We start from the raw sequence: 19,455 nt of genomic DNA, 5'->3' as shown, positions 1-19,455 counted from the left end.
CTTCATCTATCATAATTCGCTATAATTATCATTAATTCCTTTGAATAACAAAAAAAACTCGCCAATTGGCGAGTTTTTCATCAAGGTTTTTAGAGCAAGGGAGATAGTAACCGAGCTGTTGATTCAAGTACTCTTAAACCCAGATGTCTTTCATGAAAAATTGTTTTATCCAGCTGTTTAGAATATTCAAGGTCATTAATATATTCATCAACTAGCTTCTGGGTACTTTTAGTACGGAATAAGAATGCATTTACCTCAAAATTCAAATGGAAGCTTCTCATATCCATATTGGATGTTCCAATCGAGGCTAGTTCATGATCAACGATAACAATCTTACTGTGCATAAAGCCCCGTTGGTATTCATATACCTTAACGCCTGCTTCTAAAAGCTCTGGGAAATAAGATCTTGATGCATGAAAGACGATCCGTTTATCTGGTTTATTGGGTACAAGGAGCCGTACGTCTATACCACTTAAGGCTGCAACTTTTATTGCTGAAAAGATATCTTCATCTGGAATAAAATACGGTGAAGCAATCCAAACTGATTTTTCCGCACTTGCAATCATTGAGAAAAAGATATTTTTGATAACACTCCATTCGTTATCAGGCCCTCCTGCGATGAGTTGAACACCACCGTGATTTTCATTATCATTTTGGGGTGATAAGTATTCGGCTGTTAGGAAACTGTGATTAGTCATATAATACCAGTCTTGTAAAAAAATTAGCTGAAGTGTTCGAACAGCTTCCCCACGAAGCATTAAATGCGTGTCACGCCAAAAACCAATGTTCTTATCTCTTCCTAAATATTCATCCCCAATATTGAGCCCGCCAACAAATCCAATCGTCCCATCTATTATGATCATTTTACGATGATTACGGAAATTAAATTTATTATTTAAAAAAGGCAGTTTTACTGGCCCGAAAATCACCATTTCGATCCCGGCATTTCTTAGGTCGTTTATATAAGACTTGGACAACTGCCAAGAACCCACTGCGTCATATAAGAAACGAATCTTTACACCTTGATGGGCCTTTTCAATAAGAATATTTTTAATTTCTTGACCAATATGGTCGTGACGAACAATATAATATTCAAGATGGATATGATGCCTAGCTTTTTTTAGTTGTTCTAAGATATGGTGAAATGTTTCTTCTCCATTTGTTAAGATTTTTGTGGAGGTATCAAAGGAAATTGGACTATTCCCCAGTTTTTGAGCCAAATTGAATAATTTACCTTGGTGTTCCCCCATTAAGCTAAGCTTTTCATCACTTCTTGGATCATCCTCACCTTCAACTGTCAAAAACGCTTGTTTATCTAAGAAATATTTCTTCCTAAACATCTTCTCTTTCCGATAATTTCGGCCAAAAAGGAGGTAAAAAATAAAACCAACCAAAGGAAAGCTACCTAGAACTACTAACCAGGTGATCGTTTGAGTTGGGTGGCGGTTCTCAAGGAAAATAACAAAGCCAATAAAAATAACTGACAGTGTAACCAAAACACTTAGGAATCCAAAGATCCCACTTGCTAATTGATCCTTAAAGAAAAACAATAGTACGGATAATACCGCCAAAAATATAATAACCCTTACTGTGTTTTTCAGTGCCCTCACCTACCTGAGTTTTTTCAGGAAACAGTTAATGTTAAAAATACCGATTTCAATATTGAAATCGGTACATTAATTAGCGAAAATGTTTTCGTAATTCAGTAAAAACATTTCCAGAAATTATTTCTTTACCATATTCTTGAATACGATGAATGGTAAGTTGTGTTTCAAAACCGTACTCAAGCAAAATACTTAATATATCGTCAATTTCATCTTCTGCAAATAAGTCTTCAGGAAATTCAATATATAAATAGTATTTTCCTTCAAAATGATACAGCATTGTCACTAAATCATCCAATCCTGAACGATTAGATAAGCTAATAACATCCTCAAAGTCATTAAAGCCAATGAGGAATTCTAACGTTTCTTCCTCAAGAATTATATCTTCCTCATCTGAATGATTTCGATTAAAATGATGATCCAAAAGATCTTCAATCTTATCATCAGCAGGAAAATCTTTTATTTTTTCATTAGGAATGGGGAGTTCAAACTTTTCTCCATCTTTTGACAGCTGTGCTTTGGTTACCAGAACTTCTAATCCTTTATCAAGTGCTTGGACTTGAATCCAAAGAGGACCTTCAATAACAAATTCTTCCTCATCATGGACTTCATCCATCATTTCCCAAAAGAGTTCTTCACTACGTTCCCGATTGTACCAAATCTCTTCACGGTCAAAGCCTCTTTCCTCTATATCTCCATATGAAATGTAAAATTTCACTGTATATTCATTAATGCGTTCAATCTCCATTAAAAACCTCTCCCTTCCGTTTTCCAGATTGAAGGGACTAAATACCCCCAAGCAGATACTGCCTTAGCATTTACTTAATTTCAAAAAAATTATCATAGGGTGTAAAAAAGTAAATACTCGTGTACTTTTATTTTATGATAAAAGTACTAATAAGGGAAATAAAAAAGGCTGAAATCTAAAAAACAGTGTTAATACCTATTCAACTTTGTTAAGATTTTCATTATATTGTAGCAAAGTGGGATAGAAACCACAACGATATTATTTTTTATATACAAAAAAAGACCTCCAAAAGAAGGCCTATTTATTTAATTAACCATACGCTGTGCTTCGCGCAACTGAAACGTTCTGACTCTTCTTGGGAGGAATCGTCTGATTTCATCCTCATTATATCCAACTTGTAAACGTTTTTCATCGATTATAATCGGCCTGCGCAAAAGACCAGGATTCTCTTTTATTAATCCAAATAAATCCTGAAGCGGCATTGCATCTAAGTTAACGTCTAATTTTTGAAATGTCTTTGATCTTGTTGAAATAATTTCATCCGTACCATCTTCAGTCATTCGAAGTATTTCTTTTATCTCTTCCATGGTTAATGGTTCGGAGAAAATATTTCTCTCTGTGTATGGTATTTCATGTTCTTCTAACCATGATTTGGCTTTCCTACATGATGTACAACTTGGTGAAGTGTATAGTGTAACCATTCGATCTTCACACTCCTCTTTTATTTGCGTCTATTTATTGATATATCCCGTATATTGAATTATTAAACCAATTTATTATAATCAAGTTAAATCATCTTTCAATAATCATTATAAATAAGTAATTTATATCATTGATTATACACCACTGTTTCTTAAAAGGGTATCTTTTTTTCAAAAAATATTGTAAGAAGAAAAACAATTCAAAAATTATTTGTATCACTATATTAGACGAATAATTCTCCTAAAAGTTTCATATTTTTTTATTATTTCATCTTGAAATTTTTTAATAATCATTATTCATCTTCCTATAATGTTCGTCTATACTGTGTAATAAAGTGAGGATCACCAAGAAATAAATTGTTTTCACTACTTTTACATTTTATTTATCTACGGTAAAAAACGATAAATCAATATTCTATTCTCAATTAAAAATTTATAATGAAAACGCATTCATTTTTTTGAAAATCAAATCGAAAGTTATTTAAATTCCTCTTTAAATAAAAGGTAAGTTCTTTTACAATAAAGGAGGGATATTAATATCGCGCTACGAATTTTCAAAACAGCTGATAATGAAGGGGGTTAATACTATGGGAGCATACATATTGGATTTAACTATTGTTGCTTTACTAATTGTAGGAATTACTGCCCTAATGGGTGTTATTACAAACAGTTTTGGTGAAAAAGTGTTTGGTGGTAAAAATCGAAGTGAATTTGTCGACGAAAGTGCTAAATACCAGACTGGATGGAAAACTGTCGGGGGCAATAAGAAATAATGAACAAAAAAAAACGATCTCGCAGCGAGATCGTTTTTTTGTTTTATTTAGATTGTACTTTGTATTGTTTGAACTCTTTCTCCGAGCATAGAACAAAGTGACCAGGAGTCACCTCTCTAAATTCAACTGATTCATTAGGCTCGTAGTTATGACTAGCTGGATCATATGATTTCCGTTTCCGTGTCCGTTCACTGATTGGATCTGGAGCAGGAATCGCTGATAATAGTGATTGTGTGTACGGGTGTAGTGGATTTTTATAAAGTTCATCGGCAGGTGCAAGTTCTACCATTTTACCAAAATACATAACACCAATACGATCACTAATGTATTTTACCATTGAAAGATCATGGGCAATAAAGAGATAGGTTAAGTTTTTCTCTTTTTGAAGTTTTTTCATTAAGTTAACAACCTGCGCTTGGATAGAAACATCCAACGCTGAAATAGGTTCATCAGCAATGATAAATTCTGGTTGAACAGCAAGGGCACGTGCAATACCAATTCGCTGACGCTGACCACCACTAAATTCATGTGGATAGCGGTTCGCATGCTCTCTATTCAAGCCAACGGTTTCTAAGAGCTCATATACTTGCTCCATCCGATCTTTTTTTGAATTTGCCAAGCCATGGATATCAATTCCCTCGGCAATAACATCAGCTATTTTTAATCTCGGATTTAATGACGCATATGGATCTTGGAATATCATTTGCATTTTCCGATTAAAATCTTTTAATTGTTTTTTTGACTTTTTACCGTGAACGTTAACTCCATCGTATAATACTTCGCCGCCAGTAGCATCGTATAAACGGATTATGGTGCGCCCTGTTGTTGATTTACCACAACCAGACTCTCCTACTAATCCCATTACTTCACCTTTAAATATATCAAAAGAGACATTATCTACTGCTTTTACTTCGTTCACTTTACCTTCATTAAAATATTGCTTTAAATTTTTAATTTCAAGTAATTTTTCATTCTGAGCCATTTATTTTCCCTCCTTTTTTCCAGGGAATTGACCTTGATTCGTTTTCACTAGAGTAGCTACTGGAGCATTTCCTGCAAATTGATTTTGGCGTCTTTTTACAGCCTCAGGTGGGTTAACCTTTGGTGCATCAGGATGTAACAGCCATGTAGCTGCATAATGTGTGTCAGAAACTTTAAAGAAAGGCGGCTCTTGCTCTAAATCAATTTTCATAACAAATGGGTTACGCGGTGCAAACGCATCACCTTTTGGAGGATCTAATAAATCAGGTGGTGTTCCAGGAATCGAGAATAACTCCTCGTCATGTGTATCCATGTCAGGCATTGAACTGATTAAGCCCCATGTGTATGGATGTTGTGGATTATAGAAAATCTCATCGGCTGTCCCAATTTCAACAATTTTCCCACCATACATAACTGCTACACGATCCGCTACATTGGCAACAACCCCAAGGTCATGCGTAATGAAGATTATCGATGTATCAATTTTCTTTTGTAGATCCTTCATTAATTCAAGAATTTGTGCTTGAATTGTAACGTCTAGAGCTGTTGTCGGTTCATCGGCAATAAGAATTTTAGGATTACATGCCAAGGCAATAGCGATAACAACCCTTTGCCTCATCCCACCGGAGAACTGATGCGGGTATTGATCTACACGTATCTCTGCCTTTGGAATACCAACTAGTTTTAATAAATCAACTGCTCTTTCCTTTGCAGCGTGTCTGCTCATATTTTGGTGTTTAATAAGAGGCTCCATAATCTGGTTACCAATTTTCATTGTTGGATTTAATGAAGTCATCGGGTCCTGGAAAATCATTGAAATATCTTTTCCACGGATCTTTTGCATTTCTTTATCTTTAAGTTTTGTTAGGTCTTTTCCTTCGAAAAGAATTTCACCACTTTTAATTTCTGAATTGTGTTCAGGAAGTAACCGCATGATTGATTTTGTTGTAACTGATTTTCCAGAACCTGATTCACCAACGATCGCTAATGTTTCACCATTATATAAATCAAAGCTTACACCACGAATCGCTTGTACTTCTCCAGAAAATGTATGAAACGATATTTTTAAATCCTTTACTTCTAAAACTTTCTCCATTTACATACACCTGCCTTCTAATCACGCATTTTTGGATCCAACGCATCTCGTAATCCGTCCGCCACTAAGTTAAAGCAAACCATAATTATAGCTATCATAATGGAAGGAATAATCATTTGATAAGGAAATGCAATCATAGATTTAAATCCTGAATTGACTAATGTTCCTAAAGATGCATTCGGTTCTTGTAATCCCAACCCAATAAAGCTCAAAAATGCTTCAAAGAAAATAGCATTTGGGATTGAAAACATCGTATTTATAATAATGACACCAAACATGTTCGGAATCATATGTTTAAAAATAATTGAAGAATTGGAAGCACCTAGTGTCTTGGCAGCCAAAACAAATTCCTGACCTTTAAATTTCAACACTTGTGCTCGAACAACTCGGGCCATACTAGTCCAGCCGGTTATAGTTAAGGCGATTATGATTGGAATAATACCTGGCTTTAACACCAAAATCATTAATACAACAACAATCAGGTTGGGAATACCAACAATAACTTCTATAATACGTTGCATAACACCGTCAATTTTCCCGCCTAAATAACCAGATACAGCTCCATATGCAACTCCAATGGCCATATCAATTAATGCTGCCATGAAGGCAATAAATAACGATACTTGTGTACCTTTCCAAATTCGTGCAAACTGGTCTCGGCCTAAATTATCAGTTCCAAACCAGTAATAGGCATCAATTTTCCGAACTTCATATGCGTTATATACTGTGCCGTCTCTCCTGGATAAGGTTCCATCAAATGGAAGCCATTCTACATCCTCTAAACCTTGAATACGCGGCGGCAAGTTATTATGCTTAGTGTTTTGTGTATCGAAATCATACGGCGTAATCATCGGACCAACAAATGCCAAAATAAGCATGATTGCTAAGACCACTAAACTAACAACCGCACCTTTATTCTTCCGAACTCTTAGCCATGAATCCTGCCAAAAGTTCAGGCTCTTTTTGGAGATTTTTTCACTTTTTGATGGGTCAATATGGGCAGGAGCAAACATATCCTTTGAAATTGTAATGTCTTTGTTGCTCATTTAGTTTTCCCCCCCGATATACGAATACGTGGGTCGATGATTCCATATAGAATATCAACAATCAAGATAACAACAACAAATAATACAGCAAATAAAATATTGGTTCCCATAATGACAGGATAGTCATTCATATTAATTGATTTAACAAATTGTTCCCCTAGTCCTGGAATTCCAAAAATTTGTTCAATAACTAATGAACCCGTCATTAAGCTAACTGCTAAGGGTCCTAATACAGTCACAACAGGTATTAATGCATTTCTTAGTGCATGCTTTAGACTAATTTGCCAACGGCTTGCTCCCTTTGCTCTTGCCAAAGTAATATAATCAGATCCTAATACCTCTATCATTTCAGTACGCATAAACCGTGCCGCAATTGATATCGGAAACATTGCTAGTGCAATGGTAGGCAAAATGGTATATTCTGGTCCTTTCCATAACATAACAGGAAGCCAATGCAATTTAACAGAAATATAAAACTGAAGCAATCCAGCAAATATAAATGACGGTACTGATTTTCCAACTACAGCAATAAATGTAGACCCATAATCTATCCATGTATTTTGCTTTAAGGCAGCAATTACACCCAAGAATATGCCAATTATTGCACCAACTATCATAGCTTGCAACCCTAATTGTGCAGATGGCCCAATGCGGTTAGCAATAAGTTCTGTTACAGGGGTATTGTCAAATTGAAAGGATACTCCTAGGTCACCTTTTACCAAATTCCTCATATAATTAAAATATTGAACAGGCAGAGGTTCATTTAAACCATATTTATCTAGCAAAATGTCACGCTGAACTTCTGAGAGCTTTTCGAAGTTATTAAATGGGCTACCAGGAATTAGCTTCATGAGGAAAAATGTAAGTGATGTTACGATTAAAAGTGTAATTATCATATAGCCAGTTCGTTGTAAGATATATTTTGCCATGACTACACCTCCTAATATTTTTCTAAATATTCGACGTTTTTTGACAATTCCCATACAGGTAAAAAGAGAGTATATTTCTTCAATATACTCTCTCTCTATTTGATTAGTATAGCTACTATTTTGTGATTTTAATCCACTGGTAACTATAATCTGGACCGAATGCATGGTGCGCAAAGCCTTGAACCTTCGGATTGATAAGCAGGTTAACTGAACGTTGGTAAAGTGGTGCGATTGCCGCATCATCTTCTAACAAGATTTTTTCTGCATCTTGTAGAGCTTTCCAACGATCTTGTGGCTTAGCTACAAGTTCTTCACTAGCTGATTTAATTAACTTATCAAATTCTGGATTACCATAATCCATGTGGTTTTGTCCGCCGCCAGTAACCCATAGATCCATGTATGTCATAGGGTCAGCGTAGTCAGGTCCCCAACCACCCATTAATAGATCGTAATCTTGAGCGTCTTCACGAGCAATACGAATTTTGAATGGTACAGCCTCGACAGTAATTTTTAGTCCAGGTAAGTTTTTCTCTAATTGGTCCTTAACGAAAGCGTCAGTTAATTTTGAAGTTTCAGTATCTTGACCAACATAAGTAAATGCTACTTCTTTAAGGCCTGTTTCTTTAAGACCTTTTTCCCAAAGCTTTTTAGCTTCTTCTTTGTTAGTGCTTAGGTAAGTTCCAGCAGTATCACGGAAATCTTTACCATCTAAGAATGAGAAACCTTTTGGTACAAGGAAATCAGCAGGGATAGATCCGTTTGCTAATACATCTTCTGTTAAAGCTTTTTTGTCAACAGATAATGCAATTGCTTTACGGATGTTAACATTTTTCAATGCTTTATTCTTTTCGTTCATTTTTAACCACCAGATAGATGGCTCTTGGTAGCGTAGTAAATCTTTTTGTCCTTCAAATTGAGAAAGAATTGCAGCTTGTGCAAGCTTCCCTGTGATATCAGCTTCGCCTGCAGTATATGCGTTTGCAGAAGCTTGTGGATCTTTAGAAACGTTAAAGTTGATTTTCTCTAAAGTAACGTCTTTAGCATTAACGTAATCAGCATTCTTTTCTAATACCCATTCAGTTCCAGTTGGGCCATCCCACTTGGTCATTTTAAATGGACCATTGTAAAGTAGGTGAGTAGCATCTTTCGCATAGTTAGCGCCTTCTGCTTCAACAAACTTTTTGTTTTGTGGGTAGAACAATGGGAATGTTAGGTAAGATTCGATATATGGAAGCGCTCTCACTAAAGTGATTTCCACAGTATAATCATCTAATGCTTTAATACCTAAATCTTCCAGTTTTGCTTTACCAGCAACAATTTCAGATGCATTTTTGATTTTGCCTTCCATGAAGTATGCGCCATATGGAGCAGCAACTTTCGGATCAATTGCACGTTGCCATGCAAACACAAAATCATGCGCAGTAACTGGGTCACCGTTTGACCATTTTGTATCTTGTTTTAGTTTAATTGTAATAACAGTTTTGTCGTCATTGTAAGTTGGTGCACCCTCAGCAACGCCAGGGATAACTTTTTGGTCGGGATCTAAACGATATAAACCTTCGTTTGTAGCATTTAACATTGTGAAGCTTAATACGTCTTGAGACATTACGCTGTCCATAGATGGAATTTCTGCAGTTTCGAGAACATTAAGAACTTGTTCATCTGCTAAAGTTGTTTCCTTAGTGCCAGCATTATTATTGCCTTTATTCGTTTCTTTGCCTTCATTCTTGTCTCCGCCTGAACATGCTGCTAGAAACATGCTTAGAACTAGTGATAGAACTAAAAGTAGTGAAAGTTTTGATTTCTTCACTTGTAGACCTCCCTTTTCTATTATTCTGAAAAATTACTACATTCTCTATTATACATATTTTGAATTAATTGTACATTATTTTTTACAATTTTATTTACAGTATTGAAACATTCGTTACGTATTCGTTACAAATTCCTGTGTTATAATTTACACTTATAATAATTTTTTTGTATAATATTAAGTGTCTACCCTCATTAAATCTATGTTTTGGAGGTTATACTGTGAATTACGGATTAAGGAAAAGACTTTTAATATTGGCACTAACACAGTTGCTTATACTAATAATTTCTTCACTTTCAAAAAAAGGATTTTCTTTATTAAGTTATATCGATATATCGTTTTATGTTTCTTCTTTGCTCCTTCTTACTTTCTTACTTCTTTATACGATAAATTCTGGCTTTTACGATGGTATTGGTAAATCATTTAATTTGGCTTTTTCAAGAGGGCAAAAGAATAGAAAGTTCGAAGATATTCCTGCATTATCTGAGCTCATTACATTCAATCAATCCCCCCTTCTATTTCATGGATTAGCTAACTTTCTCCTAATGCTAATCTCCTGCTGCCTATATTATTTTTTACGGACTTGAAATTAAATATACAGTTCATTTATAATAAGAACAATTGTATAGTTGCTTAACAGGCTATGATAAAGAGTAGTACGTATTTTCCTTCGTTTCAGAGAGTTTGTGGCTGGTGTAAACAAACACGAATAAATACGGAATGGACTTTGGAGCCTCTGTCTGAACATATAAAAGTAGGATTTGACGTTTTCCTTGCGTTAAAAGGACTCCCGTTCGTCATTGTGGATGATTGTGGAATTGAGTGACTCTTTATTGAGTAATTTAGGGTGGTACCGCGGAACCATTCGTCCCTATTAGTTTTATGGGGATGAATGGTTTTTTTATATATTTTTAGGAGGAAATTAATCATGAAAACGATTTTTTCTGGTATTCAGCCGAGTGGAACAATAACACTTGGTAACTATATCGGAGCATTAAAACAGTTTGTTGAAATGCAAAACGAATACAATTGTTTCTTTTGTATCGTTGACCAGCATGCCGTTACGGTTCCACAGGATCCAATAACACTTCGCAAAAATATTCGAAGTTTAGCGGCATTGTATCTAGCAGTTGGAATTGATCCAGAAAAAGCTACTTTATTTATTCAATCAGAGGTCCCTGCTCACGCCCAGGCAGGATGGATTATGCAATGTGTTGCCTATATTGGAGAACTTGAAAGAATGACACAATTTAAGGATAAATCTACTGGTAAAGAGGCTGTGCAGGCAAGTCTTTTAACTTACCCGCCACTCATGGCTGCGGATATCCTCTTATATAACACGAATCTTGTACCTGTAGGTGAAGATCAAAAGCAACATTTAGAATTAACACGAGATTTAGCTGAAAGATTTAATAAAAAATACAGGGACATATTGACTATCCCTGAGATTAGTATTCCTAAAATTGGTGCTAGAATTATGTCATTGCAAGAACCAACAAAAAAAATGAGCAAATCAGATCCAAATAAAAAGGCAATTATCACACCATTGGATGACCCAAAACAGATTGAGAAGAAAATTAAGAGTGCTGTCACCGATTCAGAAGGAATTGTTAAATTCGATAAATTAAACAAACCTGGTATATCTAACTTATTATCGATTTATTCTATCCTAGGTGGTAAAACAATATCAGAAATTGAAGGAATGTATGAAGGGAAAGGATATGGTGATTTTAAAGGCGATTTAGCAGATGTCGTCGTAAATTTCTTTCAGCCTATTCAAGAAAAATACTATGATTTACTCGAATCATCAGAACTCGATCGGATTCTAGATGAAGGTGCACAAAAGGCAAATCTAGTGGCAGCTAAAACCCTTAAAAAAATGGAAAATGCTATGGGACTTGGTAGAAAAAAAAGATAACAACAAAAAGCCTGACCCACAAAAGATATGGAATACATATCTTTTGGGTCAGGCTTTTAATTTACTTTCGGACCGTGCTCCATTTCCCAAAGCTTTTCAAAAAACGGCTGTCCTTTTATTAAATTTTCACAAAATGTCTCGTGTCGCTTAGACCACCCATACTTTGTTTCCTCAAACAATTGTTCCCATGCAGCTTCAAAATTTAATTCTTGAATGGTTGAATAATGCTCTGGGCACCATTCGGTATACCAATATCTAACTTCTGCTTCATTACTAGATGAGAGCAATTGATCTAAAGCCATAAATAACAGTTGTTTTAATTGACGCTCTTTTCTTGTTAAACCTCTCATTAGTTCTGGTTCAGGTGAGAGAATATGATAGTCCTTCATTTTTTCATGTTCATAAAAATGATATTTAGTAGCCTCATGTTGAGCAATCATTTCGTACACCAATTGCTCTTGTCTAGGTATTAACCGACTTTTTCGAATCGGGATATTATAGCCAATTGTATCAATTGCTAAGATCCCAATTCCATCAGTTACCACGAAGCAATAGTCAAGCTGAACTCTTTCATGGTTTTTTCTTAAATAGGCTTTCTGATAAATATCATCTAGAAGTTGTTGAGGTAATTCCGACAAATCGTTTTCAATGTACTTAAACAAAACAGGCTCAACTTTTATCAGTGGTACCTGATCTAACAGTTCCACCCCGTCATCCTTACGCCATTCATGAAAGTGACATACATTATAACCGTTTTCTTCCCCTTCAAACCAATTTACCCATACATCATGAAGATACAACATTTTACAACCCCTCACTTCAAGAAACTGTTTGTAAATCAGTATGGGCAGACCTTAGTTAAATTATTCCTTTATATATATTTTGCTCCAATTTCAATGAATGATCTACTTTTTTAGAACCTGTCCTATTATATATCTTATGTATATGGGTAAATGATATTGGTTATTCCCGAATGAAAAGAATCACAAAAAAATCCACCACATGAATGGCAGATTTTATCTTTTTGATTTTGGATTGAAAGCATCCTTTAGTCCTTCTCCGATAAAGTTTATCGATAAAATAGTAATCGTTATAATTAATGCCGGCGGTACCCATATCCAAAGCTTAAATTGGAGAACATCCGGCTCGTTTGCCGAATTCAACATATTTCCCCAACTTGGAATTTCCTGAGGCACACCAAAGCCAAGAAAACTTAATCCTGTTTCAGCGACAATCATTGTCGCAAATGTAATTGTTGCTTGCACGATAATGGTAGATAAAATGTTTGGTAATAGATGTTTCATAATTACTTTGGCTGGTGAACAACCAATTGAAATAGCAGCCGTAATATATTCATTTTCTTTTTCGGCGAGGATTTTACTACGGACAATCCGGGCGATTCCCCCCCAGCTTAACAAGCTAATGGTGCCGATTAATACCCATAACCCATTTACTTTTCCAAAAAGAATGGCATTAAGGACTATTACAAATACTAGAAATGGAAAGTTTAAGATAAAATCAGTAAATCTCATTAATATACTATCTACTGTTCCACCAAAATAACCTGAAATAGAGCCGATCAATGTCCCAAGTATAATGACAAATAATGTACAACTCATTCCAACTAATAACGATATGCGGCCCCCATAGAGTAATCTTGTAAAAACATCCCGACCGGCTTTATCCGTTCCAAGCCAATGATCACCCGATGGTTCTAACGACATTTGACCAATATTAATTCTAGTAATATCTGCAGTTGTAATAAAAGGAGCTAGTATCGAAACAATAGTAACAATTAATAAAAAGATAAAGCTGACCATTGCTAATTTATTTTTTACAAATTTCTTTCTAGCAATGGCAAAAGGAGATAAACTTTTTTTCGGGGGTGTGACGGTAACATTTTTTTCGTATTGTGTTACAACTTTCATTTTTTCTCCCCCTAATCTAGCCTAATTCTCGGATCTACAACACCATATAATACATCTGCTACTAAATTGCCGATAAGTGTTAAGAAAGAGAAAAACATGGTCAATGTCATTAATACCGGATAATCTCTTGTCCCGACAGACTGCAGGAATAATTGTCCAAGACCTGGATATGTAAAAATTGTCTCGGTGATAATAGCACCACTAATAATGGCGACAATATCAAAGCCTAAAAAGGTTATAAGTGGGATAATTGAGTTTCTTAAAATATGAACATTGTAGATCTTACTTTCCGGAGTCCCTTTTGCACGAGCAGTACGAACATAATCTTTACGGCTATTTTCAATAATATCGTTACGTAAAAATTGCGTATAACTTGCTGTACTTAATAATCCAAGTACGATAGCAGGTAAAAAAACATGGTGAAAACGGCTTAGCCACCATTCTAATGTTCCATCTGTAACACCAATGTCTACTGAGCCATTAGATGGAAACCAGCCTAACTTAAATGAAAAGAAAAAGATGGCGAATACCCCTGCAATAAAGGATGGAATGGCCAAGCCTATGTAGTTTAATCCTCCTATTAGGTTATCCATTAAGGTATACGGCTTTCGACCTGCATATGAACCCATAAAAAATGCAAGGACGTAGGTTATTAAGATAGCTGAAAGGCCTAATAGTATGGTGTTAGGGAGACGTTCTCCAATAACCTCAGATACAGCAATTTTGAATCGTGTTGATTTCCCAAAATCCCCCTCCACGAAACCACTAATCCAACGGAAATACTGCTGAGGCATCGGATCATTGTATCCCAATTTCTCACGCATTTCTGCGATGTATTCTGGATTTGTATTTCTTGGATCAATCTCTCCACTAAGAGAATCCCCCGGCATTAATTTTGCCAAGGAAAACACTACTATGGAAGTAAGGAGTAACATTGGAATCATTCCCAATATTCTACGAAATGCATATTTCAACATGTGCATTCTCCTTGTCTATAAGCTTTGGTAACCACAAGCTGTATATCTCGTGTTCAAATGGGAGAAGCAAAGTCTTCTCCCATTTGAAGTTCAAAATTGAGTTGTCAGTATTAGTAAGCCTTTAAAACAAATTGTATTAACTTTTTAGAAAACTGTTCTATTGTTTTATCCACCATTCATTTGGACGGTTCATACCAGATACGTCAAATTTAACTTCCTGCACTCGCTTGCTAACAGCCATTGTTTCTTCTAGTTCAGCAATTGGTAATGCCGGAAGATCTTGCATGAATAGTTTTTGCCATTGTACATATAGATCCTTACGTTTTTCGTTATCTGTTCCAACAACACTGATATCAAGTGCTTGATCCAACAATTTATCACTATCCGCATTTACCCAGCGTGGATAGTTCCAAAGTGCTTTTGAGCCCCAAAGTGGAGTTGGATCTGGATCTGCACCAGTTGACCAGCCTCCGAAGAATACTTCCATTGATTTGTCCGCTTTTTCAAGCATTTCATAGTAAAGATTTACATCAGTCATCGTTAATTTAGTTTTCAATCCAACAGCTTCCCAATATTGAGTCATTGCTTTGGCACGAGATTCAAAAGTTGGGTTATCCGTTGCATAGTGGCTGAAGTTTACAACGAATTTCTTACCGTTTGGATCTTCACGGAATCCATCGCCATCAACGTCTTTGTAGCCTGCTTCATCTAATAGTGATTTAGCTTTTTCCGGATCATATTTGTATTGCTCTAAATCTTCATTAGGTGCTGCAATCCAATGGTTTGTCGGAATTGGACGGTTTACAGGCTTACCTACACCAAAGAAGAACGCCTTAACCCATTCCTCACGATTGATTGCATAATACATTGCTTCACGAAGCTTTTTCTCTTGGTATTTTGGTTCGTTCATGACGTTTTTCTTGCCATCCCAAGTACCTAATCTGAAACCAACATAGTAATAGCTTACGCCAGGATAAGTTACTGCGTTTACATTATCAAGCGCTTTAACTTGATCAATAATACTAGGATGGAAAGAAGTCATATCAAGCGTTCCATTTTTAAGTTCTCCTACGGAAAGAGATGGGTCGATCACTTTAACAACGACTTTTTCGATATGCGGTTTGCCTCCGAAGTAATCATCAAAGCGCTCCATTTCAACTGATTCACCGGGGATAATTTTAGAAACTTTAAATGGTCCTAAACCAACTGGCTTTGTACGAACCTGTTCAGACCCCATCATATCTTTTACAGCAATTCCTTTAAATGCAGTACGGTTCATAGGGTATGTCCAAAGATTATCCAAGTTGTTTACACGGGCCTTATCGAATGTAATTTGAATGTGGTAATCGTCGACTACTTTAATACCAGCGATTTCCTTTGTTTTACCATCATGATAATCTTGTGCACCCATAATGTTTCTTACGTTATCAAAGCGCGGACCTTCATAATCCTTGTCAGCAACAACTTTCAAAGCGAATTCCCAATCCTTAACTGATAATTCATCCCCGTTGTGCCATTTAACACCTTGTTTGATTTCGAAGTCAAACACTTTATTGTCTGCTGTTTTCCATGAGGCTATATGTGGTTGTGCCTTGAGGTTCTCATCATAATCAATTAAGTTTTCATCAAAGAAATCAATTACATATGCATCAGTTTGTGTACCATAAAAAGAGTAGTTAAATTTACCTTCAGGTGCCGAATCCAGTGCATATACAAGTGTGCCGCCATCCTGTGGCTTTTCGGATGTTTCGCCACTGTTACCTTCATTTTCATTTTTCTTAGTACCCGCTTTTTCACCGCCGCTGCAAGCTACTAAAAATGCGGAAAGAACCAGCATTAATGCTGCTAACATAAGCATACTTCTCTTCTTCATTTGTTTCCCCCCTAATTGTTTTATATTTTTCCTTTTGCTAATGACTAGCTCCAGCCCCTAAGCACTTTCACTTTTCTAGTAAAGGTGGCAAGCTACTCGATGAGAGGGCTTCACCTCCTTTAATACTGGCTTACTTTTAGAACATTCCTCCATTGCCATTGGGCAGCGAGGATGGAATGTGCATCCAGAAGGAGGATTGATAGGGCTTGGCACATCACCTTTTAATATGACCCGCTCCTTTTTCACCCTGGGATCTGGAGTTGGAATAGCTGAAATTAATGCCTGTGTATATGGATGGAGAGGTTCAGCGTATAGGTGGTCTTTATCCGAAACCTCAACCATATTCCCTAGGTACATAACACCTATTCGGTCACTCATGTGTTTAACAACACTTAAGTCATGCGCAATGAAAAGAAAAGTAAGATCAAATTCTTCCTGTAAGTCCTTTAACAGGTTTAATACCTGTGATTGGACTGATACGTCTAGTGCTGAAACCGGTTCATCGGCAATAATTAATTTGGGTTTTAATGCTAGAGCTCTTGCTATTCCAATTCTTTGGCGCTGTCCCCCAGAAAATTCATGGGCATACTTGTAATAGGCATCGGGCGGCAAGCCTACTTTATCTAACAAATCCATGACTTCCCGTTTTAACTCAGCTTTATCTTTTTTTGAAAAATTATAAATGGGCTCTGCAATTATATCTCCAACCATTTGCATGGGATTCAAGGAAGCATAGGGGTCCTGAAAGACCATCTGCATATCTTTTCGAATCTCTCGAAGTGATTTACCAGTTACTTTGGTAATGTCTTTTCCATTAAAGAGAATTTGTCCCCCCGTTGGTTTAAGTAAACGAAGAATGGTTCTCCCTGCCGTAGATTTTCCACATCCGGATTCACCTACTAGTCCAAGAGTTTCTCCTTTTTTTATCTCAAAAGAGATATTATCTACCGCTTTTACATTTCCAATAGTGCGCTTGAAGAACCCACCTTTGACTGGATAATAGGTTTTAAGATTTTTAATCTCTAATAGATTTTCAGATTGAGAGGAAGAATGGGGTTCCTTTTTATGTATATAAATGGTACTCATTTTTTCACCCCTTCTCTTGGCTTGCTAGTTTCAAAGAGCAAACAGGCAACCTCATGGCCTTGTTCAACATCTTCAAGCAAAGGGGTAATTTTAGTGCATTCAGGCATGGAGTTTGGACATCGATGGGCAAAACGGCAGCCAATTTTCGGCATATTTATAAGCGATGGGACGATACCTTTAATCGAACTTAACCGTTCTTCTTGTCCATCCATTTTCGGGATTGCCCCTAAGAGCAAACTTGTATATGGATGTTTAGGATTATGGAAAAGTGTATCCACATCGGTCCGTTCTACAATCCTTCCAGCATACATCACCATTACTTCGTCACACATTTCAGCAATTACACCCAAATCATGTGTAATCAAAATAACAGACATATCATTTACGGTTTGTATATCTTTTAAAAGTTCGAGAATTTGGGCTTGAACGGTAACATCGAGGGCAGTGGTTGGTTCATCAGCAATTAATAATCTGGGTTGACAAGCAATGGCAATGGCGATCATGACGCGTTGTCTCATCCCGCCTGATAATTGGTGCGGATACTCATCAACGAGTTTTTCTGGCCGAGAGATGCCAACACTTTTCAATAAGGCGATCGATTTTAACCGAGCCTCTTTTTTAGTAATCTTTGTATGGTTAAAAAGGACTTCTTGGAGTTGATATCCAATTGTAAAGACTGGATTTAATGAGGTCATTGGTTCTTGGAAAATCATGGAGACGTCTTTCCCGCGAATTTTATTGATTTGTGATTCGGACATTTTCTCAAGATTTAGTCCATCAAAAATGACTTCTCCTGATTTTATTTTTCCACTTCCTTTCGGTAGTAACTTCATAATGGAAAGGCTCAAAACAGACTTACCACAACCAGATTCTCCAACAATACCGATAATTTTCCCTGGCATTACATGGAAAGAAACATTTTCTACTGCATTATAATCAGTTCCGTCAATATCAAAAGCGGTCTGTAAATTTTTCACTTCAAGCAATGGTGCCTCTTTGTGCAGCGATTTTTTTGCGCTCATAGTACACCTTCCAACTTTTTTAATTATTCAGTTTATTCTATATATTCAATAAAATTCTATTACAGAATTGTTACAATTGCAAGATTTTTTTGCACAATTCCTAATATATGTTATTTCACCATTAAAAAAAGCCTTATTTTACTGGCTTTTTTCGAAGGTTTTATTATAGTATTCTAGATATTTTATTGCAGGGTTTATAAAAGATAGTTTTGTAGAATAATTATTGTTTTTGTAAAAATGTTCAACCAAATGATATCCTGCAGCATAACCTAATAGATTTGGCAGTCTTCCTCCACCATAAAGTAATTCATCGTGTTTCTTTTCAAATTTTTTTGTGTTTAGCTGTTCTTTCAAATATTTCTCCCAAAAATTTAATAACTCTTTTTCTTTATACATACGGCACCATGGAGCTAAATATTCCCGTCCACAATTTTTTAAAACTGCATATTCTGCCAGTCCTTCTATGATAATGGAATCAAGCAAAGTATAGTCTTCCAGCTTTTTATCTAACAACCTAAGCCGGCAGACGTGGTGGTATTCATGAATCATAAGTGCCTCTACTTCTTTTGGGTCATCATAGGTAGAGAGAAAAAGAAACATTTTATCTGGGAACGAAACACCAGCCTTGCTTTTAACTTCTCTGATAAAAAAACCTCCTGACTGTGCTACTGGAAAGAGAAAAATTGGTATGTCAGGGCCATTCCATTTATGTTTATATTTATTAAATAGACGCTCTACTTTATCCCATGCTTTTTGTTCCTTCATCTGAACAAGATTGTTCCTTGCGGCCCTAGACGGCCGATACATCCCAAAATCCATCAATTGATTATAAATTTCCTTTGCGGTTTGTTTTTTAAAATATGGCTCTAATCTTTCACAAATCTTAACTGGTCTGTCAATCTCCACCTCTAACCATTGCTCTGTTCGAATGATTCCCATTACTTCACCCCATTTAACTTCACT

Annotated in this window: 18 protein-coding genes and 1 other annotated feature; of the genes, 3 read left to right on the top strand and 15 right to left on the bottom strand. The window is 36.0% G+C overall.

Features of this window, described 5'->3' with window-relative positions:
• Positions 1-89: 89 nt before the first annotated feature.
• The 3 genes from cls to spxA form a co-directional block, all read right to left on the bottom strand.
• Complete coding sequence (gene cls / locus CCK98_RS07915) at positions 90-1,601, bottom strand: cardiolipin synthase (RefSeq protein ID WP_088090336.1); 1,512 nt, start codon at positions 1,599-1,601, stop codon at positions 90-92.
• Between the two features lie 79 nt (positions 1,602-1,680).
• On the bottom strand, positions 1,681-2,352 hold the full coding sequence (gene mecA, locus CCK98_RS07910; protein ID WP_088086079.1) for an adaptor protein MecA: 672 nt from the start codon (positions 2,350-2,352) through the stop codon (positions 1,681-1,683).
• A gap of 305 nt (positions 2,353-2,657) precedes the next feature.
• Positions 2,658-3,053: a transcriptional regulator SpxA gene (gene spxA, locus CCK98_RS07905; RefSeq protein ID WP_026566143.1), complete on the bottom strand. Its 396-nt coding sequence runs from the start codon at positions 3,051-3,053 to the stop codon at positions 2,658-2,660.
• A gap of 587 nt (positions 3,054-3,640) precedes the next feature.
• Between spxA and CCK98_RS07900 the strand changes: the two genes are divergently transcribed.
• Positions 3,641-3,826, top strand: a complete 186-nt coding sequence (locus CCK98_RS07900) for a hypothetical protein (RefSeq protein ID WP_088086078.1) — start codon at positions 3,641-3,643, stop codon at positions 3,824-3,826.
• A 43-nt stretch (positions 3,827-3,869) separates the two neighbouring features.
• On the opposite strand, the gene CCK98_RS07895 is transcribed toward CCK98_RS07900, so the two are convergent.
• The 5 genes from CCK98_RS07895 to CCK98_RS07875 all read right to left on the bottom strand — a co-directional run bounded on the left by CCK98_RS07895 (position 3,870) and on the right by CCK98_RS07875 (position 9,688).
• On the bottom strand, positions 3,870-4,808 hold the full coding sequence (locus CCK98_RS07895) for an ABC transporter ATP-binding protein (RefSeq protein ID WP_088086077.1): 939 nt from the start codon (positions 4,806-4,808) through the stop codon (positions 3,870-3,872).
• Complete coding sequence (locus CCK98_RS07890) at positions 4,809-5,903, bottom strand: ABC transporter ATP-binding protein (RefSeq protein WP_088086076.1); 1,095 nt, start codon at positions 5,901-5,903, stop codon at positions 4,809-4,811.
• 17 nt (positions 5,904-5,920) lie between these two features.
• Positions 5,921-6,949, bottom strand: a complete 1,029-nt coding sequence (gene opp3C, locus CCK98_RS07885; RefSeq protein ID WP_088086075.1) for an oligopeptide ABC transporter permease — start codon at positions 6,947-6,949, stop codon at positions 5,921-5,923.
• Positions 6,946-7,878 (bottom strand): oligopeptide ABC transporter permease, encoded by a 933-nt coding sequence (gene opp3b / locus CCK98_RS07880; protein WP_088086074.1) that lies wholly within the window; start codon positions 7,876-7,878, stop codon positions 6,946-6,948. The genes opp3C and opp3b overlap by 4 nt, the downstream gene beginning before the upstream one ends.
• 115 nt (positions 7,879-7,993) lie before the next feature.
• Positions 7,994-9,688, bottom strand: a complete 1,695-nt coding sequence (locus CCK98_RS07875) for a peptide ABC transporter substrate-binding protein (protein WP_088086073.1) — start codon at positions 9,686-9,688, stop codon at positions 7,994-7,996.
• Between the two features lie 221 nt (positions 9,689-9,909).
• Here CCK98_RS07875 and CCK98_RS36995 point away from each other — a divergent pair, with 221 nt between their 5' ends.
• Both CCK98_RS36995 and trpS read left to right on the top strand, forming a co-directional pair.
• A complete protein-coding gene (locus tag CCK98_RS36995) occupies positions 9,910-10,275 on the top strand; it encodes a DUF3899 domain-containing protein (RefSeq protein WP_179195736.1) in 366 nt (121 codons plus the stop codon).
• Positions 10,276-10,322: 47 nt separating this feature from the next.
• Positions 10,323-10,564, top strand: a binding site (T-box leader).
• A gap of 49 nt (positions 10,565-10,613) precedes the next feature.
• Positions 10,614-11,606, top strand: a complete 993-nt coding sequence (gene trpS / locus CCK98_RS07865) for a tryptophan--tRNA ligase (protein WP_088090335.1) — start codon at positions 10,614-10,616, stop codon at positions 11,604-11,606.
• Between the two features lie 56 nt (positions 11,607-11,662).
• Here trpS and CCK98_RS07860 read toward each other — a convergent pair whose 3' ends face one another.
• From CCK98_RS07860 to CCK98_RS07830, 7 genes are all read right to left on the bottom strand, one after another.
• Positions 11,663-12,409, bottom strand: a complete 747-nt coding sequence (locus tag CCK98_RS07860; RefSeq protein WP_088086071.1) for a YjbA family protein — start codon at positions 12,407-12,409, stop codon at positions 11,663-11,665.
• A gap of 213 nt (positions 12,410-12,622) precedes the next feature.
• On the bottom strand, positions 12,623-13,534 hold the full coding sequence (opp4C, locus tag CCK98_RS07855; protein WP_088086070.1) for an oligopeptide ABC transporter permease: 912 nt from the start codon (positions 13,532-13,534) through the stop codon (positions 12,623-12,625).
• Positions 13,535-13,545: 11 nt separating this feature from the next.
• The gene (gene opp4B, locus CCK98_RS07850; RefSeq protein WP_088086069.1) at positions 13,546-14,511 is read right to left on the bottom strand and encodes an oligopeptide ABC transporter permease; all 966 of its coding nucleotides are present in this window, start codon (positions 14,509-14,511) and stop codon (positions 13,546-13,548) included.
• A gap of 157 nt (positions 14,512-14,668) precedes the next feature.
• Positions 14,669-16,384 carry an oligopeptide ABC transporter substrate-binding protein gene (opp4A, locus tag CCK98_RS07845; RefSeq protein WP_088086068.1) on the bottom strand — a complete coding sequence of 572 codons (1,716 nt, stop codon included), beginning with the start codon at positions 16,382-16,384 and terminating at the stop codon, positions 14,669-14,671.
• A 75-nt stretch (positions 16,385-16,459) separates the two neighbouring features.
• Positions 16,460-17,470, bottom strand: coding sequence for an ABC transporter ATP-binding protein (locus CCK98_RS07840; RefSeq protein WP_088086067.1), 1,011 nt, complete (start codon positions 17,468-17,470; stop codon positions 16,460-16,462).
• On the bottom strand, positions 17,467-18,492 hold the full coding sequence (locus tag CCK98_RS07835; RefSeq protein WP_088086066.1) for an ABC transporter ATP-binding protein: 1,026 nt from the start codon (positions 18,490-18,492) through the stop codon (positions 17,467-17,469). Before CCK98_RS07835 ends, CCK98_RS07840 begins: the two co-directional genes overlap by 4 nt.
• A gap of 138 nt (positions 18,493-18,630) precedes the next feature.
• Positions 18,631-19,431, bottom strand: a complete 801-nt coding sequence (locus tag CCK98_RS07830; protein WP_088086065.1) for a DUF2268 domain-containing protein — start codon at positions 19,429-19,431, stop codon at positions 18,631-18,633.
• Between the last annotated feature and the right edge of the window lie 24 nt (positions 19,432-19,455).

Source organism: Bacillus sp. OV166 (assembly GCF_900177675.1).
In the GTDB taxonomy this organism is placed as follows: domain Bacteria; phylum Bacillota; class Bacilli; order Bacillales; family Cytobacillaceae; genus Neobacillus.
Note: the sequence above shows the minus strand (reverse complement) of the source record. Positions and strands in the feature narration are given on the sequence as shown.

Bases quoted from the DNA above. Each gene is read 5' to 3' on its own strand.
- mecA (WP_088086079.1), bottom strand. From the start codon at position 2,352: ATGGAGATTGAACGCATTAATGAATATACAGTGAAATTTTACATTTCA.
- spxA (WP_026566143.1), bottom strand. From the start codon at position 3,053: ATGGTTACACTATACACTTCACCAAGTTGTACATCATGTAGGAAAGCC.
- CCK98_RS07900 (WP_088086078.1), top strand. From the start codon at position 3,641: ATGGGAGCATACATATTGGATTTAACTATTGTTGCTTTACTAATTGTA.
- CCK98_RS07895 (WP_088086077.1), bottom strand. From the start codon at position 4,808: ATGGCTCAGAATGAAAAATTACTTGAAATTAAAAATTTAAAGCAATAT.
- CCK98_RS07890 (WP_088086076.1), bottom strand. From the start codon at position 5,903: ATGGAGAAAGTTTTAGAAGTAAAGGATTTAAAAATATCGTTTCATACA.
- opp3C (WP_088086075.1), bottom strand. From the start codon at position 6,949: ATGAGCAACAAAGACATTACAATTTCAAAGGATATGTTTGCTCCTGCC.
- opp3b (WP_088086074.1), bottom strand. From the start codon at position 7,878: ATGGCAAAATATATCTTACAACGAACTGGCTATATGATAATTACACTT.
- CCK98_RS07860 (WP_088086071.1), bottom strand. From the start codon at position 12,409: ATGTTGTATCTTCATGATGTATGGGTAAATTGGTTTGAAGGGGAAGAA.
- opp4C (WP_088086070.1), bottom strand. From the start codon at position 13,534: ATGAAAGTTGTAACACAATACGAAAAAAATGTTACCGTCACACCCCCG.
- opp4B (WP_088086069.1), bottom strand. From the start codon at position 14,511: ATGTTGAAATATGCATTTCGTAGAATATTGGGAATGATTCCAATGTTA.
- opp4A (WP_088086068.1), bottom strand. From the start codon at position 16,384: ATGAAGAAGAGAAGTATGCTTATGTTAGCAGCATTAATGCTGGTTCTT.
- CCK98_RS07840 (WP_088086067.1), bottom strand. From the start codon at position 17,470: ATGAGTACCATTTATATACATAAAAAGGAACCCCATTCTTCCTCTCAA.
- CCK98_RS07835 (WP_088086066.1), bottom strand. From the start codon at position 18,492: ATGAGCGCAAAAAAATCGCTGCACAAAGAGGCACCATTGCTTGAAGTG.
- CCK98_RS07830 (WP_088086065.1), bottom strand. From the start codon at position 19,431: ATGGGAATCATTCGAACAGAGCAATGGTTAGAGGTGGAGATTGACAGA.